The sequence below is a fragment of the Kribbella sp. genome (assembly GCF_035655035.1).
Lineage (GTDB): Bacteria > Actinomycetota > Actinomycetes > Propionibacteriales > Kribbellaceae > Kribbella.
Window position 1 is genome coordinate 1 of the sequence record NZ_DASRVN010000734.1, and the last position, 3,684, is coordinate 3,684.

A 3,684-nucleotide genomic window follows, 5' to 3' on the forward strand; every position below is an offset into this window, starting at 1 on the left:
GGCCCACTCCGACTCGATGAAGCGCACCTCGCGCGCCGTCACGAAGACCTTGTGCGAGCTGTCGGTGAACTGCCGCTCGCTGAGGACCCGCGACGCGATCGCGTTGATGCTCCGCGTCGAACGCGGCAGCCGGGTCGCCACGCGGTTGGTCAGCTCGAAGAACCGGTTGCTCAGCAGGTCGTCGTCGAGCTTCTCGCGCCAGCCGGGCAGCGGTCGCCTCGCCGCGCCCTCGGGCACGCGGTTGTTGCGCTTGGTCAGGGTGCGGTCGGTGTGCGGGAACCAGTAGAACTCGAAGTGGTCGTTGCCGTCGGCAAATTCGTCGAACCCGTCCAGTACGTCGGCCAGCGGCAGCGGCATCTCCTGCGCACGCAGCAGGAACGCCGGCACGCACTGCAGCGTGAGCGCGCTGATCACGCCGAGCGCACCGACCGAGATCCGGGCCGCGGCGAACACGTCCGGGTGCTCCTCGGCCGAGCAGTGCAGGACCGAGCCGTCGGCGGTGACCAGGTCGAGCCCGACGATCTGCGTGGCCAGGCCGCCGAGCTTCGCACCGGTCCCGTGGGTGCCGGTGGAGATCGCGCCGGAGATGGTCTGCTGGTCGATGTCGCCGAGGTTCGCCATCGCGAGGTCGAACGCCGCGAGCCCGGCGTTGAGCTTCCGCAGGCCGGTGCCGGCGCCGACCGTGACCCGGCCGGACGCCTGGTCCGCGTGCAGGATCGAGGACAGCCCGTCCAGCTGGACCATCACCTGCTGCGGCACCGAGCAGCCGGTGAACGAGTGCCCGGAGCCGACCGCCTTGAGCTTCTTGCCCTGCTCGGCCGCGGCCTTCACCGCCGCCGCGAGCTCGTCGGCCGAGCGCGGCCGCAGCGCCTCGACGCCGGTCGCCGATTCGGTGCCGGACCAGTTCCGCCAGGTGCTCATCCGAAGTTCTTCCCTTCGCCCCGGTACGTCGTGAGCTCGCGGACGTCCTCCCCGTCGATCGCGTGCAGGACGTCGAACCGCTCCAGCATCTCGCCTGCCTTGGCGTAGCGCATCCACACCCGGTCACCGATCCGCAGCCGATCGGCTTCCGCGCCCTGCACGGGGGTCTGTACCTCGCCCGCGCCTTCGGTGCCTAGCAGCTTCAGCCCTTCCGGCCGGGCCGGCGACGGAAGCCGGGACTTCTTGGCCGGACCGGACGCGACGTACCCGCCGCCGAACAGCGTGGCGATCCGCGGCGCGGGCCGGCGTACGACGTCCAGCGCGTACGCCATCGCGTGCTCGGGCTGGAAGACGTCGTACTTGTCGAACAGGGTCGGGCCGTAGAGACCCGAGCCGGCCGTGACCTCGGTGACGACCGGGTCGGCGCTGCTGATCTCCAGGCTGCCGGTGCCGCCGCTGTTCACGATCCGCAGCGGCGCGACCTGCTTGACGGCGTCGACGACCGCGCCGCGCCGGTCTGCGAGCTCCGCCGCCGAACGCCGCTTCACCCAGCGGACGGCCGGGGACGTGTCCGGCAGCCCGGCGATCTGTGCCTCGTAAAACATCACGCCGGTTAGCTCGAACCTGTCGTCTGCGGCCACGGTACGGGCGAGGGTCGCGACCTCGGACGGGGTCCGCAGCGGAGAACGACGGACGCCGAGGTGCTGGCCGAAGATCCGCAGCGAGGCGTCGACGTCCAGGCAGACCTGGATCCGGGCGGTGCCGGTCGCGGTGGCCCTCAGGAAGCCGAGGTGCTCGGGCGAGTCGATCATCAGCGTGATCCGGGACGCCGTCTCGGGGTCCTCGGAGAGCTCGCGGATCGCCGTACGGTGCGTGGTCGGGTAGCCGAGCAGGATGTCGTCGACGCCGTTCCGCGCGAGCCAGAGCGCCTCGGGCAGCGCGTAGCTCATCACGCCGCGGAACCCGGGCCGGTCCAGCGCGGCGGCGATCAGCGGGCGGCAGCGAACCGACTTCGAGGCGATCCGGATCGGCGTACTGGCGGACCGGCGGACCAGGTCGTCCGCGTTCCGGCGGAATGCGGCCAGGTCGATCACCGCGTACGGCGCGTCGAGCCGCGCGGTCAGCCGGGCGTACCGGTCGAAGTCACCCATAACCGGAGTGTAGGTCACGAAATACTGAAAGGTAATACACCTTTGTGCCGTGACCAGGGATTTTCACGGGCGCGACCCACGGCCTCCACGGGCGAGGGTTAGTGCGAACCCACTCCGAAAGGTCCCTCATGAACATCAGCCGTCGCGCCCTCCTCAAGACCACCGGCGCCGCCGTCCTGGCCACCCCGTTCCTCACCGGCGCCGCTGCCGCGTCGCCCAACCTCCCCTTCGGGCCGGTGCGGCAGATCGACGCGGGCGTGCTCAACGTCGGGTACGTCGAGCTCGGCCCGGCCGACGGCACACCGGTGCTGCTGCTGCACGGGTTCCCGTACGACATCCACAGCTTCGAGGAGGTCGCCCCGCTGCTCGCCCGGCGCGGCTACCGGGTCGTGGTCCCGTACTTCCGCGGCCACGGCAGTACGACGTTCCGCTCGGCCTCGACGCCGCGGCACGTCGACCAGGCGGCGTTCGCGCTCGACATCCTCGCGCTGATGGACGCCCTGGGCATCCGGCGCGCCGTACTGGCCGGCTACGACTGGGGCTCGCGGACCGCGGACATCATCGCGGCGCTGTGGCCGGAGCGGGTGCAGGCGCTCGTGTCGGTCACCGGGTACCTGATCACGAACCTGGAGGCCAACAAGAAGCCGCTGTCGCCGGCGGCCGAGAACGCCTGGTGGTACCAGTACTACTTCGCCACCGAGCGCGGCGCCCAGGGGCTGCACGAGTACAAGCGGGAGCTCGGCGAGTTCATCTGGAAGTTCAACTCGCCGACCTGGAAGTACAGCGCGGCGACGTACGCCCGGACCGCGGCGGCATTCGACAACCCGGACTACGAGGCGATCGTGATCGGCAACTACCGGTGGCGGCAGAGCTTGATCCCGGCCGAACCGGAGTACGCGGAGCTGGAGGCCCGGCTGCAGAAGGCGCCGAAGATCGCTGTACCGACGATCACGATCGACGGTAGGTACGACCCGTTCACACCGGCCGGGAACGGGTCGTCGTACCGCGACCACTTCGTCGGCCGCTACCAGCACCGGACCTTCGACGTTGGGCACAACGTGCCGCAGGAGGCGCCGCGGGAGTTCGCGCAGGCGGTGGTGGACGCTAGTCGATGACGGATTCGAGCACTGGTACGACGGTGTGCGCCCAGGCGGCCTGCTGGTCCGGTTGGGCGGAGGTTGTTGCCAGGAGGGCGACGGTTGCGCCCTTCAGCACCGACACGTCTACGTAGGACTCTGCTGCGGCGTACGAACGTACGGCGGTGGCAGCTGTCGCGGTGGACCAGAGCTGCTTGACGGAGAGGTCGCCGCCTTTGCCGCACGCTCGCATGCGGGTCTGGTAGCCCTCGTAGTAGGCGCTCGCTTCGGCCGCGTGTTTGAAGCGGAGTAGGAGCGCTGTGGCGGGTAGGGCTGCTGGCGTGCGGTAGCTGCCGGTCAGAGCGTAGGTGGCGACCGGGAGCGAGCCGCTGACAGGCTGGCCGGAGCAGCCGGACGGTAGGGCTTCGTAGGACGCCTGATGGGGTTCGCGGCGGCGGGTCCAGGTGTTGTTACCGACGAAACCGGCCTCTGCGCCGCCCGGGTCGTTGTAGGTCTTCCAGCCGGGCCCTAGCTTC

General features: G+C 70.2%; 4 protein-coding genes. 1 reads left to right on the forward strand and 3 read right to left on the reverse strand.

All coding sequences use genetic code 11. The features are described from left to right. Both VFF46_RS37820 and VFF46_RS37825 read right to left on the reverse strand, forming a co-directional pair. Window positions 1–921: FAD-binding protein (locus VFF46_RS37820; RefSeq protein WP_325042084.1), on the reverse strand; the 921-nt coding region annotated here is incomplete at its 3' end. After that, a complete protein-coding gene (locus VFF46_RS37825; RefSeq protein WP_325042085.1) occupies window positions 918–2,072 on the reverse strand; it encodes an amino acid deaminase/aldolase in 1,155 nt (384 codons plus the stop codon). The genes VFF46_RS37825 and VFF46_RS37820, both read right to left, overlap by 4 nt. A gap of 128 nt (window positions 2,073–2,200) precedes the next feature. On the opposite strand from VFF46_RS37825, the gene VFF46_RS37830 reads away from it, so the two are divergent. After that, on the forward strand, window positions 2,201–3,187 hold the full coding sequence (locus VFF46_RS37830) for an alpha/beta hydrolase (protein WP_325042086.1): 987 nt from the start codon (window positions 2,201–2,203) through the stop codon (window positions 3,185–3,187). Here VFF46_RS37830 and VFF46_RS37835 read toward each other — a convergent pair. Beyond that, window positions 3,177–3,684 (reverse strand): hypothetical protein (locus VFF46_RS37835; RefSeq protein ID WP_325042087.1); only part of this gene is annotated, 508 nt, incomplete at its 5' end. The two genes, VFF46_RS37830 and VFF46_RS37835, sit on opposite strands and share 11 nt — an antisense overlap.